Genomic DNA, 15,051 nt, shown 5'->3' on the forward strand with positions numbered 1-15,051 from the left:
GAACGACATGCCCGCCGTCCAGGAAACCGTTGATCGCGTCCGCGAGATCGATGTTGACCAGTACAAATACGGTTTCGAGACCATCATCGAAATGGACAAGGCACCCAAGGGCCTGTCCGAGGATATTATCCGCTTCATCTCTGCCAAGAAGCAGGAGCCGGAGTGGATGCTGGAATGGCGCCTGGACGCCTACAAGCGCTGGCTGACTCTCGAGGAGCCGACCTGGGCACGCGTCGACTACCCGAAGATCGATTTCAACGACATCTACTACTACGCCGCGCCGAAGAGCACGCCGGGTCCCAAGTCGCTTGACGAGGTCGATCCGGAACTTCTGAAGGTCTACGAAAAGCTCGGCATTCCGCTGATGGAGCAGGAAATCCTCGCCGGCGTCGAAAGGCCCAGGATTGCCGTCGACGCGGTCTTCGATTCCGTCTCAGTCGTCACAACGTTCAAGGACGAACTGAAGAAGGCCGGCGTGATCTTCATGTCGATCTCCGAAGCCATCCGGGAGCATCCGGAACTGGTGAAGAAGTATCTCGGCACCGTCGTGCCGACGAGCGACAACTACTACGCAACGCTCAATTCGGCGGTCTTCACGGACGGCTCGTTCGTGTTCGTGCCGAAGGGCGTTCGCTGCCCGATGGAGCTGTCCACCTACTTCCGTATCAACGAGAAGGGCACCGGCCAGTTCGAGCGCACGCTGATCATCGCGGAGGAAGGCGCCTACGTCTCCTACCTCGAAGGCTGCACGGCACCCCAGCGCGACGAAAACCAGTTGCACGCGGCCGTCGTCGAACTCGTTGCTCTCGATGATGCCGAAATCAAGTATTCGACGGTCCAGAACTGGTATCCGGGCGATGCGCAGGGCAAGGGCGGCATCTACAACTTCGTCACCAAACGTGGCGATTGCCGCGGCGACAGGTCGAAGATCTCGTGGACGCAGGTCGAAACCGGCTCGGCGATCACCTGGAAGTACCCGTCCTGCATCCTGCGCGGCGACGACAGCCGCGGCGAGTTCTACTCGATTGCCGTTTCCAACGGCCATCAGCAGATCGACAGCGGCACCAAGATGATCCATCTCGGCAAGAACACGTCGAGCCGCATCGTCTCCAAGGGCATCGCAGCCGGCGTTTCGCAGAACACCTACCGCGGCCAGGTTTCGGCCCACCGCAAGGCGTCGAACGCGCGCAACTTCACGCAGTGCGATTCGTTGCTCATCGGCGACAAGTGCGGCGCACACACGGTGCCTTACATCGAGGCGAAGAATTCGACAGCGCAGTTCGAACACGAAGCGACCACCTCGAAGATCTCCGAAGACCAGCTGTTCTACTGCCTGCAGCGCGGCATTCCGACCGAAGCGGCGATCGCGCTGATCGTCAACGGCTTCGTCAAGGAAGTCCTGCAGGAGCTGCCGATGGAATTCGCCATCGAGGCGCAGAAGCTGATCAGCATCTCGCTCGAAGGCTCCGTAGGCTGACGCCAGACGGATTGATTATGTGAGGGCGCGCATGACGCGCCTTTCTCCGAACGTTTTTTATGGGACAAGATCATGCTTGAAATCAAGAACCTGCACGCGCGCATCGCCGAGGACGGCACCGAAATCATCCGCGGTCTGAACCTGACGGTCAAGGCCGGCGAAGTTGCTGCCATCATGGGGCCGAACGGCTCGGGCAAGTCGACGCTTTCCTATATCCTGTCGGGCCGCGAAGACTACGAAGTGACTGAAGGCGACATTCTTTACAACGGCGAGAGCATCCTCGAACTCGATGCTGCCGAGCGGGCTTCCAAGGGCATCTTCCTTGCCTTCCAGTATCCCGTTGAAATCCCGGGCGTTGCGACGATGCAATTCCTGAAGGTCGCCATGAACGAGCAGCGCAAGGCGCGTGGCGAAGAAGAGCTGAAGACACCCGACTTCATGCGCCTCGTCAAGGATGCCGCCGCCAAGTTGCAGATCAACACGGAGATGCTGAAGCGTCCGCTGAACGTCGGCTTCTCAGGCGGCGAAAAGAAGCGCGCCGAGATCCTGCAGATGGCGTTGCTGCAGCCGCAGCTTTGCGTGCTCGACGAAACCGACAGCGGTCTCGACATCGATGCGCTGAAGATCGTCGCCGACGGTGTGAACGCGCTGCGTTCGCCGGATCGCGCCGTCATTGTCATCACTCACTACCAGCGCCTCCTGGACTATATCGTGCCGGATACCGTTCACGTTCTCTATAAGGGCCAGGTCATCAAGTCGGGCGACAAGACGCTGGCGCATGAACTGGAAGCCAACGGTTACGCCGACATCATCGGAGCGGCAGCCTGATCAAGGCGGAAAGGACGAGTCTCATGAACATGCAGACGACGAGCCGCCTGACCGCCGCGGAAGCGGCGCTCATCGAGGCTTTCAACGACCAGATTGGGGAATTGCCCGGCGACGGCGCGGTTATCGCCATTCGCGACCGATTGCTGGACGACCTGAAGAAGTCCGGCCTGCCGACGCGTCGCGTCGAGGCCTGGCATTACACCGACCTCAAGAACCTCCTGCGGGCCATCCCGGCTCAGGCCGGCGATCCGGGTTCGGAAGCGCTGGAACCGCTTGTCGAGGGGGCTTCGGTTCTTGCCGTGATCCAGGGTACGGCCGATCGCCACAGTCAGGCAGCCGGTCTCGACATCTCGGCATACTCGGCGCAACTGTCGGATGGCTCCGCCGCAGGCGGCCTCGGTGCGCTGGATAGAGACGACGCAGTCGGACGGATCAACGGCAGCTTCGTACGCGACGGTTATGTCATCGACGTACCTGCCGGGACGGAGCTGAAAGAGCCGCTGGAAATCCAGTTCGTTCACGCTGGCGGCCAGGCACATACACGGCTGCCGGTGAATTTCGGATCCGCCGTCAAGGCGACGGTGATCGAGCGTCACCTGTCGGTGACTCCAGACGCAGCACTTGTGTCTCACGTTAGTGACATTACTATCGGCGAGGGCACCGAACTGGTCTGGATCATCCTGCAGCAGCAGGGCGTAGACGATACGCATCTTGGCCAGATCCGCGTCGATCTCGGTGCCGACGCCAAGCTGAAGCTGTTCGTCATCAATGCCGGCGGCAAGCTGGTGCGTCAGGAACTGCACATCGGGGTGACGGGCGAGGGCGCCGATCTGACGCTTCGCGGCATCAACCTGCTGGGCGCTGAGACCCACACCGATGTTACGATGGTGCTTGGCCACAATGTTCCGCATACCGGCTCGACGGAAGTGATCCGCAACGTGGTCTTCGACCGCGCCAAGGGTGTGTTCCAGGGCATGATTCGGGTCGCCCCGGACGCGCAGAAGACGGACGCCAAGATGGCGTGCAACACCCTGCTGATGTCCGACGACGCAGAATTCTCTGTGAAGCCGGAGCTTGAGATCTTTGCCGACGACGTTCAGTGCGGCCACGGCGCTACCGTTGCCGATATCGACCACAACCACCTCTACTACCTCATGGCGCGGGGCATTCCGGAGAACAAGGCGCGGGCGATGCTCGTTAATGCCTTCGTCGCCGAAATCGTCGAGGAACTGGATGACGAGGCCCTTGTCGAGGCGCTGGAAGGCGTGATCTCGACCTGGCTCGAAAAGCACGCCTGATCGGATCGCATGATGGACAAGATAGTTCCAGCCACCGCCTACGACGTCGAAGCCATTCGCAAGGATTTTCCGATTCTTGCGAGGGAGGTCTATGGCAAGCCGCTGGTCTATCTGGACAACGGCGCCTCTGCACAGAAGCCACAGGTCGTCATCGACGCGATCTCGCATGCCTATTCGAACGAATATGCGAACGTGCATCGCGGCTTGCATTTCCTGTCGAACGCCGCCACCGATGCCTACGAGGGGGCGCGCGAAAAAGTTCGGCGCTTCCTCAATGCACCTGACGTCAACGACATCGTTTTCACGAAGTCGTCGACCGAAGCCATCAATACGGTGGCCTACGGCTGGGGCATGCCTGCTATAGGCGAGGGCGACGAGATTGTCCTCTCGATCATGGAGCATCACTCGAATATCGTGCCCTGGCATTTCATCCGCGAGCGGCAGGGTGCCAAGCTCGTCTGGATACCAGTCGACGACGAGGGCGCCTTCCATATCGAGGATTTCGAAAAGAGCCTGACTGAGCGCACCAAGCTCGTCGCGATTACGCATATGTCGAACGCACTCGGCACCGTCGTACCGGTGAAGGAAATCTGCCGGATCGCACACGAGCGCGGCATTCCAGTGCTCGTCGACGGCTCGCAGGGCGCGGTACACATGCCGGTCGATGTCCAGGATATCGATTGCGACTGGTACGTGATGACCGGCCACAAGCTTTACGGCCCGTCGGGCATCGGCGTGCTTTACGGCAAAAAGGACCGGTTGCGCGAGATGCGCCCCTTCCAAGGCGGCGGCGAGATGATCTTCGAGGTGACTGAAGACGACGTCACCTACAACGAACCGCCGCACCGCTTCGAAGCAGGGACGCCGCCGATCGTCCAGGCGATCGGCCTCGGCTACGCGCTGGATTACATGGACACGGTCGGCCGCGAGGCGATCGCGCGCCATGAAGCCGATCTGGCGGCCTATGCCGCCGAGCGGCTGCAGTCCGTCAACGCGCTTCGCGTCTTCGGGACGGCGCCGGGCAAAGGTGGTATATTCTCCTTCGAGCTAGAGGGTATCCACGCCCACGACGTCTCGACGGTCATCGACCGGCAAGGTGTTGCGGTGCGCGCAGGCACCCATTGCGCGATGCCGCTCTTGAAACGCTTCGGCGTCACCTCCACATGCCGTGCATCCTTCGGAATGTACAATACCCGTGCCGAGGTCGATGCCTTGGCCGATGCGCTGGAATATGCGCGCAAGTTCTTTGCTTAAGGAGTGTCCGTATGAGCCTGGACGAAAGCGAACAGAAGATCGACGTGCGCGAAGGCATCGTGCATTCCAGTATTCCCGCAGATGAGCTGGCACGACTCAGCGATGACGTCATTTCTGCACTGAAGACGGTCTATGACCCGGAAATCCCGGCTGATATCTTCGAGCTCGGTCTGATCTACAAGATCGACATCGAAGACGACCGCATGGTCAAGATCATGATGACGCTGACGGCGCCCGGTTGCCCTGTCGCCGGCGAGATGCCGGGCTGGGTCGAGAACGCCGTTGGTGCCGTCGAAGGCGTATCGGGTGTGGACGTTGCGATGACTTTCGATCCACCGTGGACGCCGGACCGCATGTCGGAAGAGGCGCAGGTTGCCGTCGGCTGGTATTGAAGCCTTAAGCCACACGCTTTACATTAAGACTCGAAGCGCCGGATCTTGACCCCGGTCGTGGAAGGAGAATGAGCCGATGGGCTTTGCAGTGATGAGCATGACGGAGACCGCCGCGGCGCGTGTCAAGGCAATCGTCGAAAATTCCGGATCGGACGCCAAGGGCATCCGCGTCGGCATCAAGAAGGGTGGTTGTGCCGGGATGGAATATACCATCGACATGGTGACCGAACCGAATGCCAAGGACGATCTGATCGAACGCGACGGTGCGAAAGTGTGGATCGAGCCCTCTGCGGTTCTCTATCTGCTCGGCACTGAAATGGGCTTCGAATCGACGACGCTGCGCTCCGGTTTTACCTTTACCAATCCGAACCAGACGTCTGCCTGCGGCTGCGGCGAGTCCGTCGAGCTGAAGCCTGCCGATCTGGCGGCGCTTGCGTCGCGCGGCGATGCGGTGGTGCCGGCGCACTGATTGTCACATTCCCATGGATTTCGTCGCAGGCCGCCGTTTCCGGCGGCCTTTTTCGTTGCCATGGTTCCCCAAGCGGTTAGAGAGCATCAACGAGCCGCGGGCTGGTGCCTTCGGATAAGGAAACGATAGACGAATGCTGCTGCTGTTCCTGAAAGGCGCTCTGCTGGGTGTCATCATCACCGCGCCGCTTGGGCCCATCGGAATGCTCTGCATCAACCGAACACTGGAACGCGGGTTTCTGGCTGGTTTCTCCTGCGGATTGGGAACGGCGGTCGGTGACGCCACCTATGCGCTGGTGGCCGTGACAGGCATTGCAGTCTTTGCCGAGGCCATGTCGGCTGCTGCCTTGCCGCTTGCGGTCGGGGGCGGGGCGCTGCTGCTCTGGCTTGGCTATCGCGGACTGACGCGCGATCCGATCGTGGCCGTCGATATCGGCTCTGGCGGCCTGCTTGCCACCACGGTTGCCACTTTCCTGCTGACAATCTCGAACCCAGCGACGATTCTTTCGTTCGGCGCACTGTTTGCCGGCTTCGGCTTGATGGACGAAACGCGGCGTTTCAGCTCTGCCGTTATCGTCGGCGGCGTGTTCTCGGGGTCGCTGGCCTGGTGGTTCTTCCTCAGCGGCGCCGTCAGCCGTGCGCGCGATCGCCTGTCTGACGGTTTCACGATCAAGGTGATGCGGGGAACGAGCTATCTGCTCATCCTCTTCGGATTTGTCGCGCTCTGCTCGGCCGCTTTTACGCTCGTCTAGTGAGCGCTTGCTGGCCACGAATCGAACCACGGGAACGCCTTCCGGCTATCACTGGCGGTTACGTCAGGCGCTTATGTGTTCGGATCGTTAGCTGCTTGGGAAGCGTCAATCAGCCTTGATATCGATGCCTGCTTCGACCGCCGCTGCGATGAAGGCCTTACGGGCGTCCTCGTTCGTACGTTTACCCTTGATGACGTCGGCGCAGATCAGCAAGGCCTTGTCGAGCTCGGGGCCGTCTTCCGTCGGCCAGTCCTCGATCATCGCCCAAGAGGCGGCCTGGGTGGTCGCTATAGTCACGTACTGGCCCGGTTCTTCCAGAGCCAGTAGCACCGGCTTCGGCCAGAGTGCCTGGGTGAGATCGCTATCGGATTTTGCCATGGGGCGTGACCTGTTTTTGCATCGCGGGAATTGCGTCGGATGCATACCCTTCCCCAGCCCCTCCCCACAAGGGGGAGGGGCTAAGAGGCGTATTTATTCCGCTGCTTCCGCGTAGCTTTCGACCGGCGGGCAGGTGCAGATCAGGTTGCGGTCGCCGAAGACGTTGTCGACGCGGTTGACCGGCGACCAGTACTTGTCGACACGGAATGCGCCGGGTGGGAAGCAGGCCTGTTCTCTGGAATAGGGACGATCCCATTCGCCGACGAGGTCTTCGACGGTGTGTGGGGCGTTCTTCAGCGGGTTGTTGGCCTTGTCGGCGCGGCCCTCCTCGATGTCACGGGCCTCCTGACGGATCGCCAGCATCGCTTCGCAGAAGCGGTCGAGTTCGGCCTTGGTCTCGGATTCCGTCGGCTCGATCATCAGCGTGCCGGCAACCGGCCAGCTCATCGTCGGGGCGTGGAAGCCGCAGTCGATCAAGCGCTTGGCAACGTCGTCGACGGTAACGCCGCAGCTGTCGACCAGCGGACGGGTGTCGATGATGCACTCATGCGCAACGCGTCCGGCCTGCGACTTGTAGAGCACGTCGTAGGCGCCCTTCAGCCTCGCTGCGATGTAGTTGGCGTTGAGGATCGCGACTTTCGTGGCCTGGGTCAGCCCTTCGCCACCCATCATCAGGCAATAGCTCCACGAGATCGGCAGGATCGAGGCCGAGCCGAAAGCCGCCGCCGATACCGCGCCGGAACGGCCGTCGGTTTCGGGATGGCCGGGGAGGTAAGGTGCCAGATGCGACTTGACGCCGATCGGCCCCATGCCGGGACCGCCGCCGCCATGCGGGATGCAAAAAGTCTTGTGCAGGTTGAGGTGCGAGACGTCCGAGCCGATGTCACCGGGGCGTGACAGGCCGACCATGGCATTCATGTTGGCCCCGTCGAGATAAACCTGGCCGCCGTGGTTGTGCACGAGATCGCAGATTTCCCTAACGGTTTCCTCGAAGACACCATGGGTCGAGGGATAAGTGATCATGCAGCAGGAGAGGTTGTCAGCATGCTGCTCGGCCTTGGCGCGGAAGTCGTCGAGGTCGATATCGCCGTTTTCACGAACCTTGACGACAACGACCTTCATGCCGACCATCTGGGCAGATGCCGGGTTGGTGCCGTGGGCCGATGTCGGGATCAGGCAGACGTCGCGGTGACCGTTGCCGTTGGCGATATGGTAATTGCGGATCGTCAGCAGACCCGCATATTCGCCCTGCGCGCCCGAGTTCGGCTGCATGGAGAAGGCATCGTAGCCCGTGACGGCGCAGAGCTTTTCCGTGAGATCGTCAATCATCTCGCGGTAACCAAGCGCCTGATCGGCGGGCACGAAGGGATGGATATCCGAGAATTCCGGCCAGGTGATCGGCAGCATCTCGGCCGTCGCGTTCAGCTTCATCGTGCAGGAACCGAGCGGGATCATTGACCGGTCTAGCGCCAGGTCGCGGTCGGAGAGACGCCTGATGTAGCGGGTCATCTCGCTTTCGGCGCGGTTCATGTGAAAGATCGGATGCGTCAGGTATTCACTGGTTCGGGCGAGCCCCTTCGGCAGGCGATAGCTCGGCTCGAATTCGGCAACGGCGAAGTTGCCGCCGAAGGCGCGCCATACGGCTTCCAGCGTCGCCGGGCGAGTTCGCTCGTCAAGGCTCATGCCGATCTTCGTCGCGCCGACCTTGCGAAGGTTCACGCCTTCGGCGACGGCTGCCCGCAGGATGACGGCCTGCATATGGCCGACGTCGACGGTTATCGTGTCGAAGAAGGTTTCCGGCTCGATGGCATAGCCCAGCTTTTCGAGGCCCTTGGCCATCAGTACGGCCTTCTGGTGCACCTGCTGAGCAATCGCCTTGATGCCCTTGGGGCCGTGGAAGACGGCGTACATCGACGCCATCACGGCGAGCAGGACCTGTGCGGTGCAGATGTTGGACGTCGCCTTTTCGCGGCGGATGTGCTGTTCACGAGTCTGAAGCGACAGGCGATAGGCACGGTTGCCACGGGCATCGACCGAGACGCCGACGAGACGGCCCGGCATGGAGCGTTTGTGAACGTCCTTGACCGACATGTAGGCCGCATGCGGGCCGCCGTAACCCACCGGTACGCCGAAGCGCTGGGAATTGCCTACCGCAATGTCGGCGCCCATTTCGCCCGGAGACTTCAGCAGCGTCAGCGCAAGAATGTCAGCTGCGACAACAGCGATGGCACCGGTCTGGTGCAGACGCGAGATCAGGCCGGTAAAATCATGCACGTGGCCATGCGTGCCCGGGTATTGGAATATGGCACCGAAGACGTCGACCGGGTCGAGATCGGTGAAGGGGTTGCCGACGACGACGCTCCAGCCGAGCGGCTCGGCGCGCGTCTTGATCAGCTCGATCGTCTGCGGATGGCAAGCGGCGTCGACGAAGAAGGCCTTGGCTTTCGATTTGGAAACGCGCTCGGCCATGGCCATGCCTTCGGCGGCGGCGGTCGCTTCGTCGAGAAGCGATGCGTTGGCGACGTCGAGGCCGGTGAGGTCGCAGATCATCGTCTGGTAGTTCAGCAGTGCTTCGAGACGGCCCTGGCTGATTTCCGGCTGGTAGGGCGTATAGGCGGTATACCAGGCGGGGTTTTCCAGGATGTTGCGCTGGATGACCGGAGGCGTGATCGTGCCGTAGTATCCCTGGCCAATCAGCGAGACGAGCACCTTGTTCTTGTTTGCGGTCTCGCGCAGCTTATCGAGTGCCTCGCGTTCGGTCATCGGAGCGCCCCAGATTAGGGGCGCCTTCTGGCGGATGGAAGGCGGCACGGTCGCGTCGATCAACCCGTCGAGGCTGTTGTAGCCGACGACCTTGAGCATATCGGCCATCTCGGCCGGCGAAGGGCCGATATGGCGACGGTTGGCGAAGTCGTACGGCTGGTAGTCGGTGAACTGAAATTCTGTCGGCGTCGTCATTACGCAGTGAGCTCCTTGTAGGCCGCCTCGTCGAGCAGGCCATCGGCGTCTGCAGCATTTGCGAGCTTCAGCTTGAAGAACCAGCCGGCGCCCTGAGGATCGGAATTGACCAGCGAGGGATCGGCGGTGATCGCCGGGTTCACCTCGGTGATCTCGCCATCAAGCGGACAATAGACGTCGGAGGCAGCCTTCACGGATTCCACGGTTGCAGCGTTGTCGTTCTTGGAGAACGTCGCGCCGACCTCCGGCAGCTCGACGAATACCAGGTCGCCGAGCTGATCGACGGCATAGTTTGTGATTCCGACCGTCGCAACGCCGCCTTCGATCTGCAGCCATTCGTGTTCTTCGGTAAATTTCAGCATTGTTCGTCCTCTCTGGAATTGGTTCAGCGTTTGTAAGTCGGCGTGATGAAGGGAAGTGCGGATACGGCGATGGGCAGGTATTTGCCACGCACCTCGGCGTAGATTTCGGTTCCTGCCGCGGCGTGGGAGACCGGAACGTAGCCCATGGCGACAGGGCCTTCGACGCTCGGGCCGAAACCGCCCGACGTGACTTCACCGATCTCGGTCTTGCCTTCGGCATCGGCATACAGCTTGGCGTGGCTGCGCACCGGCGCCTTGCCTTCCGGCTTCAGGCCCACGCGGCGGCGCGTCGCGCCGGTGTCGAGCTCGGAGAGAATGCGGTCTGCGCCGGGAAAGCCGCCGGCGCGGGCGCCGCCAGTCTTGCGCGCCTTCTGCATGCCCCATTCAAGCGCTGCTTCCACGGGTGTCGTGGTTGTGTCGATGTCGTTGCCGTAAAGGCAAAGGCCGGCTTCCAGGCGCAGCGAATCGCGGGCTCCAAGGCCGATGGGTTGGGCATCCGGATGTTCGAGGAGGCGCTTGGCGATGTCTTCCGCCATTTCGTTCGGCACGGAAATTTCGTAGCCATCTTCGCCGCTGTAGCCGGAACGCGACACGAGGCAGGAAACGTCGTGCAGACGGCAGTGGCGCACGTCCATGAATCTCATCGACGCGACGTCCGCCCAGAGTTCGGCCAGTACATCGACGGCACGAGGCCCTTGGAGCGCAATCAGTGCGCGGTCGAGCACGGTGATGTCGCAGATTTCACCGATGTGCCTTTGCAGGTGCGCGAGATCGGCATCCTTGCAGGCGGCGTTGACGACGACGAAGAGGTGGTCGTCGAGGTGGGTGATCATCAGATCGTCGAGAATGCCGCCCTTGTCGTCCGTGAAGAAACCGTAGCGCTGGCGACCTTCTGCGAGACCTAGAATATCGACGGGCACAAGGCTCTCGAGCGCAAGGGCGACATCCTCATACTTGCCCGACTTGGCCTTGATGACGACCTGGCCCATGTGGGACACATCAAAAAGACCGGCTGCAGCGCGCGTCTGCAAATGCTCCTTCATGACGCCGGCAGGATATTGCACCGGCATGTCATAACCGGCGAATGGCACCATGCGGGCGCCAAGCGACACATGCAGTTGATGCAGCGGGGTTGTCTTCAGGGCAGCAGTATCGTCCAACGACGCCTCCGGGGTTTGCGCGTGGAATTCCATGCGCGGGCTCAAACTTTCAGGCGCAGTTACGCCTTGTCTTTCGAGCCCCCTCTGTCCCTTTGCCTGAGATTGTTATCCCTTCGGCGCGCGTTTCGAGAACGCTTCTCTCCAGAGTTCCGTCTGCCCCTTGCTGGTCCTTTGGCCTGAGAGTTTCCGGGGCGGTTGCTCCTTCGGCACCGATCGCAAACAGACCGGCTTCTCCCAACAAGGTTGAGCGCAATTATCTGGCGATGACCGTACTTGGCAAGGGGGAATGTCGCCGTCGAACATATTTTTGTCGCGTGACCCGAATGCGGATGGCGCGTGCCGCGGGCGTGCTTGGTCAGACGTCCTCGTAGAACCGCAGCGCCTGCTTCAATCCCGCCTGCGGTTGCTTCTGCCCCATGGTCATGAGATCAAGCGCAACTTCCGTGGATTGAATGACGTTGGACGGTTCGCTGACGTCCTGGACGCTGCCGCCTTTGGACTTGCGGTCGGCGGCGCGGCGCGCTTCCTTTGCCGCCGTACTCGCTGGCACGCGTTGAGGGATGCGCAGCGTTTCGAATGCTGCGGCCGCGGTGCTTGCGGATATGGTGCCCACCAGAACTGTCATTTCGTGACCGTACCGGACCGCCGGTTGGAGACAGGCTAAGAAAACCTCTCGGATTTTATACATTCCCAGTTCGGCCCTGATTTTGCGTGGAGATCAATTGGATTTCGCCTCCGGCTGCGTTAAACGGAGGGCATGACTCAAGCTCTCCTGGTCGCGTTCGGCGGCGCAATCGGTTCGGTTCTCAGGTACTACGTCGGCCAATGGGCGCTCCGGGCGATGGGGCCCTCATTTCCGTGGGGGACGCTGACGGTCAATGTCGTCGGCTGCTTCGTCATCGGCGTCTTCGCCGAAATGATCGCGCGCAGGTTCGACGCTTCGCCCGAGCTGCGGTTGCTGCTGATCACGGGATTCCTCGGTGGTTTCACCACGTTTTCCGCCTTTTCTCTCGACGCCATTTCGCTCTTCGAACGCGGCGCGGTGATGGCCGGAGCGATCTACATGATCGCAAGCGTGGGTCTTTCCATGGCCGCCGTCATCGCAGGCCTCGCAATCATGCGTGCCGTCTTCTGAGATTACGGTTTCCGTTTTCGGAAAAAATGCTCTAAAGCCTGCGACAAAGGCCGCGCTGGGCGCGAGCGACAGATTTCCGAAAGAATATAGATGGCTGGCATTGAACATATAAAGGTGGAACCGGACGAAGCGGGCATGAGGCTCGATCGCTGGTTCAAGATCCATTTCCCCGGTCTCGGCTTCGGTCCGCTTCAGAAGCTCATGCGCTCCGGGCAGGTGCGCGTCGATGGCGGGCGCGTCAAAACCGACGCGCGCGTGCAACCCGGTCAGGTGGTGCGCGTACCGCCGCTGGATGTTGATGCCAAATTGAAGAATACACCGATCGCCAGTCACGATCTGAAACATTCGGGCGACTACGAGTTGCTGCAGCGCATGGTGCTGCATGAAGACGATAAGGTGATCGTGTTGAACAAGCCAGCCGGCCTTGCCGTTCAGGGCGGCTCCGGCGTGACGCGAAATATCGACAAGATGCTTGAAGCCTGGACCAGCCCGAAGGGCGAGAAGCCGCGGCTGGTGCATCGCCTCGACCGAGACACGTCAGGCGTCCTGGTGATCGCCCGCACACGGGGAGCGGCACAGAAGCTGACGGCTGCCTTTCGCGAGCGCGACACCAAGAAGACCTACTGGTCTCTGGTCAGGGGCGTGCCGCGCAAGCATGAGGACAAGATTTCCACGTGGCTGGTGAAGGAAGCCACGCCCGATGGGGACCGTATGCGGGTTGCCAAGCACGGCGAAGACGGCGCAGATCACGCGATTTCCTATTATCGCGTCCTTGAGACCGCGGCTCAGAACCTCGCCTGGCTGGAGATGGAGCCCTATACAGGGCGTACGCACCAGCTCCGCGTCCATGCGCTGCATATCGGGCATCCGATCATCGGCGACCCGAAATATTTCATCGACGATCCGAACTGGGATTTCCCCGGCGGCGTCCAGAAGAAGCTGCACCTGCATGCGCGCAAGATCGACATTCCGCATCCGTCGGGCGGACGCCTGCGCATCACCGCTCCCTTGCCGCCGCACATGGTGCAGACCTGGAACCTGCTCGGGCTTGATCTCGCATCGGCGGAAAGGGAAGATCAGGAATGAAGTTGGCGCTCTTCGATTGCGACGGAACTCTGGTCGACAGTGCCGCGCTCATCCATGAAGTCATGGCGCGTACCTTCACGCATTTCGGCTATGACAGGCCCGATGTATCCCTGACAAAGTCGATCATCGGCCTGACCCTAGACATAGCGATCTCGCGGATGCAGGGAAAGCCGCATGTCGACGACGAAGCCCTGGCAATGACAGCGCACTACAAGGCGATCTACGCTGGTGTGCGCGATGAGCCGGGCATGGACGTGATGCTGTTTGACGGCATCGAGCCGCTCATCCGGACACTTGCCGGCAGCGATGAAATCCTGATCGGTGCCGTGACAGGAAAGTCCCGGCGTGGCCTGGTGCATATCCTCGAGACGCACGGACTTGCGCCGCATTTCATCGTTTCGCGTACGGCCGACGACTGCCCGTCGAAGCCGCACCCTGCAATGGTCACCGAATGCTGCAGCGAAACGGGCATGAATCCTGCCGATACCATTGTCATCGGCGATGCCGTCTACGATATGGAGATGGCAAAAGCCGCGGGCGCAACGGCGGTGGGCGTTTCGTGGGGCTATGCCAGTGTCGAGGACCTGGTTGCTGCGGGTGCCGACAGTATCGCCTACCGTCCAGGCGACGTTTTGAAGCATTTTTCCTGAGGTGACGCCATGCGCGATCTGCTGAACGACCTGTCCGAAGGACTGAGCAATCCCGACCCTATCCGCCGCGCGCAGATCCAGATGAAGAAACCGCTGCCGAAGCGCTTCTACAACACGGTATCCGTTGCCTCAAGGGACGAAGGGTTTGCAGTGGAACTGGACGGCAAGCCGGTCCGCACACCGGCACGTCAGATCCTGGCTGTCTCGACGGCAGCACTCGCGGAGCTGATCGCTGCTGAGTGGACTGCGCAGGTCGATGTCATCGATCCGGCCAAAATGTCGGTGACGCGGCTCGTCAATACGGCCATCGATGGCGTGGCCACGGATACGCAGGCCGTCTTCGAAGACATATTGCGGTTCTCGACCAGCGATCTCCTCTGCTATCGGGCCGAAAGCCCCGAGGCGTTGGTGCAGAGGCAGGCAGAACTTTGGGATCCGGTGCTCGACTGGTGCGCCAACGATCTTGGTGCCCGCTTCATGCTGATCGAAGGCGTGATGCATCACGATCAGCCGCGCGAGGCTATCGCTGCTTTCTCCGCAGCGTTACGCAGACACAGCGACGCGATGGTGCTCGCAGCCCTTCATACGATCACCACTTTGACCGGCTCCGCGTTGCTGGCGGTTGCCTTCGCGGAGGGCTTTCTGCGCATGGAAGATGTGTGGTTACTTGCCCATCTGGACGAAGACTGGACAATAGAGCATTGGGGCAGCGACGAGGAGGCTGAACAGCGCCGGGCGCAGCGCTTCAAGGACTTCGAAGCAGCCGTGAATGTTTTTTTGGCGTTGAGGGACTGAAACAGGTTGCCTTGGAGCCTGTTATGGCGAAAAGCTGCGACTCTATCGGGGGCGGGTG

16 protein-coding genes and 1 riboswitch are annotated in these 15,051 nt (G+C 61.1%); of the genes, 11 read left to right on the top strand and 5 right to left on the bottom strand.

The window, feature by feature from the left end; translation table 11 throughout:
* Positions 1 to 7: 7 nt before the first annotated feature.
* The 7 genes from sufB (at position 8) to ASC97_RS12105 (ending at position 6,469) form a co-directional block, all read left to right on the top strand.
* Complete coding sequence (gene sufB / locus ASC97_RS12075; protein WP_057468584.1) at positions 8 to 1,477, top strand: Fe-S cluster assembly protein SufB; 1,470 nt, start codon at positions 8 to 10, stop codon at positions 1,475 to 1,477.
* Positions 1,478 to 1,549: 72 nt separating this feature from the next.
* Complete coding sequence (gene sufC, locus ASC97_RS12080) at positions 1,550 to 2,305, top strand: Fe-S cluster assembly ATPase SufC (RefSeq protein ID WP_037066373.1); 756 nt, start codon at positions 1,550 to 1,552, stop codon at positions 2,303 to 2,305.
* A 23-nt stretch (positions 2,306 to 2,328) separates the two neighbouring features.
* The gene (gene sufD / locus ASC97_RS12085) at positions 2,329 to 3,603 is read left to right on the top strand and encodes a Fe-S cluster assembly protein SufD (RefSeq protein ID WP_057468585.1); all 1,275 of its coding nucleotides are present in this window, start codon (positions 2,329 to 2,331) and stop codon (positions 3,601 to 3,603) included.
* Between the two features lie 12 nt (positions 3,604 to 3,615).
* Positions 3,616 to 4,857 carry a cysteine desulfurase gene (locus tag ASC97_RS12090; protein WP_057469330.1) on the top strand — a complete coding sequence of 414 codons (1,242 nt, stop codon included), beginning with the start codon at positions 3,616 to 3,618 and terminating at the stop codon, positions 4,855 to 4,857.
* 11 nt (positions 4,858 to 4,868) lie between these two features.
* Positions 4,869 to 5,249 (top strand): SUF system Fe-S cluster assembly protein, encoded by a 381-nt coding sequence (locus ASC97_RS12095; protein ID WP_057468586.1) that lies wholly within the window; start codon positions 4,869 to 4,871, stop codon positions 5,247 to 5,249.
* 76 nt (positions 5,250 to 5,325) lie between these two features.
* Positions 5,326 to 5,718: a Fe-S cluster assembly scaffold SufA gene (sufA, locus tag ASC97_RS12100; RefSeq protein WP_057468587.1), complete on the top strand. Its 393-nt coding sequence runs from the start codon at positions 5,326 to 5,328 to the stop codon at positions 5,716 to 5,718.
* Between the two features lie 133 nt (positions 5,719 to 5,851).
* Entirely contained in the window at positions 5,852 to 6,469 is a 618-nt protein-coding gene (locus tag ASC97_RS12105) for a LysE family translocator (protein WP_057468588.1), read from the top strand.
* A 105-nt stretch (positions 6,470 to 6,574) separates the two neighbouring features.
* Here the strand turns inward: ASC97_RS12105 and ASC97_RS12110 are convergent, their stop codons facing one another.
* The 5 genes from ASC97_RS12110 to ASC97_RS12130 form a co-directional block, all read right to left on the bottom strand.
* A complete protein-coding gene (locus ASC97_RS12110) occupies positions 6,575 to 6,847 on the bottom strand; it encodes a DUF982 domain-containing protein (RefSeq protein WP_057468589.1) in 273 nt (90 codons plus the stop codon).
* Between the two features lie 93 nt (positions 6,848 to 6,940).
* Positions 6,941 to 9,805 carry an aminomethyl-transferring glycine dehydrogenase gene (gene gcvP, locus ASC97_RS12115; protein ID WP_057468590.1) on the bottom strand — a complete coding sequence of 955 codons (2,865 nt, stop codon included), beginning with the start codon at positions 9,803 to 9,805 and terminating at the stop codon, positions 6,941 to 6,943.
* Entirely contained in the window at positions 9,805 to 10,167 is a 363-nt protein-coding gene (gcvH, locus tag ASC97_RS12120; protein WP_057468591.1) for a glycine cleavage system protein GcvH, read from the bottom strand. The genes gcvP and gcvH overlap by 1 nt, the downstream gene beginning before the upstream one ends.
* A gap of 23 nt (positions 10,168 to 10,190) precedes the next feature.
* Positions 10,191 to 11,327, bottom strand: a complete 1,137-nt coding sequence (gene gcvT, locus ASC97_RS12125; RefSeq protein ID WP_057469331.1) for a glycine cleavage system aminomethyltransferase GcvT — start codon at positions 11,325 to 11,327, stop codon at positions 10,191 to 10,193.
* A 154-nt stretch (positions 11,328 to 11,481) separates the two neighbouring features.
* Positions 11,482 to 11,574: riboswitch (glycine riboswitch) on the bottom strand.
* Between the two features lie 108 nt (positions 11,575 to 11,682).
* The gene (locus ASC97_RS12130) at positions 11,683 to 11,952 is read right to left on the bottom strand and encodes a hypothetical protein (protein WP_057468592.1); all 270 of its coding nucleotides are present in this window, start codon (positions 11,950 to 11,952) and stop codon (positions 11,683 to 11,685) included.
* Between the two features lie 132 nt (positions 11,953 to 12,084).
* On the opposite strand from ASC97_RS12130, the gene crcB reads away from it, so the two are divergent.
* The 4 genes from crcB to ASC97_RS12150 all read left to right on the top strand — a co-directional run bounded on the left by crcB (position 12,085) and on the right by ASC97_RS12150 (position 14,993).
* Entirely contained in the window at positions 12,085 to 12,462 is a 378-nt protein-coding gene (gene crcB, locus ASC97_RS12135; protein WP_057468593.1) for a fluoride efflux transporter CrcB, read from the top strand.
* A 90-nt stretch (positions 12,463 to 12,552) separates the two neighbouring features.
* The gene (locus ASC97_RS12140) at positions 12,553 to 13,548 is read left to right on the top strand and encodes an RluA family pseudouridine synthase (RefSeq protein WP_057468594.1); all 996 of its coding nucleotides are present in this window, start codon (positions 12,553 to 12,555) and stop codon (positions 13,546 to 13,548) included.
* Entirely contained in the window at positions 13,545 to 14,198 is a 654-nt protein-coding gene (locus ASC97_RS12145; RefSeq protein ID WP_057468595.1) for an HAD-IA family hydrolase, read from the top strand. Before ASC97_RS12140 ends, ASC97_RS12145 begins: the two co-directional genes overlap by 4 nt.
* 9 nt (positions 14,199 to 14,207) lie before the next feature.
* Complete coding sequence (locus ASC97_RS12150) at positions 14,208 to 14,993, top strand: ATP12 family chaperone protein (RefSeq protein WP_057468596.1); 786 nt, start codon at positions 14,208 to 14,210, stop codon at positions 14,991 to 14,993.
* The last annotated feature ends 58 nt before the right edge of the window (positions 14,994 to 15,051 follow it).

This window comes from Rhizobium sp. Root1203 (assembly GCF_001424945.1).
GTDB lineage: Bacteria > Pseudomonadota > Alphaproteobacteria > Rhizobiales > Rhizobiaceae > Rhizobium.

Coding starts and splice junctions, on each gene's coding strand:
- sufB (WP_057468584.1), top strand. CDS start 8: ATGCCCGCCGTCCAGGAAACCGTTGATCGCGTCCGCGAGATCGATGTT.
- sufC (WP_037066373.1), top strand. CDS start 1,550: ATGCTTGAAATCAAGAACCTGCACGCGCGCATCGCCGAGGACGGCACC.
- sufD (WP_057468585.1), top strand. CDS start 2,329: ATGAACATGCAGACGACGAGCCGCCTGACCGCCGCGGAAGCGGCGCTC.
- ASC97_RS12090 (WP_057469330.1), top strand. CDS start 3,616: ATGGACAAGATAGTTCCAGCCACCGCCTACGACGTCGAAGCCATTCGC.
- ASC97_RS12095 (WP_057468586.1), top strand. CDS start 4,869: ATGAGCCTGGACGAAAGCGAACAGAAGATCGACGTGCGCGAAGGCATC.
- sufA (WP_057468587.1), top strand. CDS start 5,326: ATGGGCTTTGCAGTGATGAGCATGACGGAGACCGCCGCGGCGCGTGTC.
- ASC97_RS12105 (WP_057468588.1), top strand. CDS start 5,852: ATGCTGCTGCTGTTCCTGAAAGGCGCTCTGCTGGGTGTCATCATCACC.
- ASC97_RS12110 (WP_057468589.1), bottom strand. CDS start 6,847: ATGGCAAAATCCGATAGCGATCTCACCCAGGCACTCTGGCCGAAGCCG.
- gcvP (WP_057468590.1), bottom strand. CDS start 9,805: ATGACGACGCCGACAGAATTTCAGTTCACCGACTACCAGCCGTACGAC.
- gcvH (WP_057468591.1), bottom strand. CDS start 10,167: ATGCTGAAATTTACCGAAGAACACGAATGGCTGCAGATCGAAGGCGGC.
- ASC97_RS12130 (WP_057468592.1), bottom strand. CDS start 11,952: ATGACAGTTCTGGTGGGCACCATATCCGCAAGCACCGCGGCCGCAGCA.
- crcB (WP_057468593.1), top strand. CDS start 12,085: ATGACTCAAGCTCTCCTGGTCGCGTTCGGCGGCGCAATCGGTTCGGTT.
- ASC97_RS12140 (WP_057468594.1), top strand. CDS start 12,553: ATGGCTGGCATTGAACATATAAAGGTGGAACCGGACGAAGCGGGCATG.
- ASC97_RS12145 (WP_057468595.1), top strand. CDS start 13,545: ATGAAGTTGGCGCTCTTCGATTGCGACGGAACTCTGGTCGACAGTGCC.
- ASC97_RS12150 (WP_057468596.1), top strand. CDS start 14,208: ATGCGCGATCTGCTGAACGACCTGTCCGAAGGACTGAGCAATCCCGAC.